At 71.4% G+C, this 318-nt stretch carries 1 pseudogene; it reads right to left on the bottom strand.

Annotation, left to right across the window (positions count from 1 at the left end):
* Positions 1 to 112: 112 nt before the first annotated feature.
* Positions 113 to 318: pseudogene (locus PUR56_RS00995) on the bottom strand (hypothetical protein); the annotation flags it as partial.

The following is a 318-nucleotide window of genomic DNA, read 5'->3' on the forward strand; positions in this document are numbered from 1 at the left end:
CAACCTGGGGCTGCTCTGCGCGGGCACCGGCCGGCACATGAACGCATTGCAGTGCGCCCGGCCGCCCGCTAACAACGGCAAACGTCAGGCCTCCAGACCCCAAGAAAAATTGCTGATGCCGCGATGTGAATAGAATGGCGCCGTCCCCGCTGCCCGCCTCCGCGGCCTTGGTGTACCACGGGTCGGCGCCCGACTCGTCACCGCGCTGCAGCAGCACCACGGCCAGCGCGTTGCACGCCTCCCGGTGCCCGGCGCACGCGGCCCGGGGCTCGCCGTTCTGCGCCGACTGCCGGTACCAGCGGGCGGCCTCCTCCAGCA

The sequence above is a fragment of the Streptomyces sp. BE303 genome, assembly GCF_036290945.1.
Taxonomy (GTDB): domain Bacteria; phylum Actinomycetota; class Actinomycetes; order Streptomycetales; family Streptomycetaceae; genus Kitasatospora.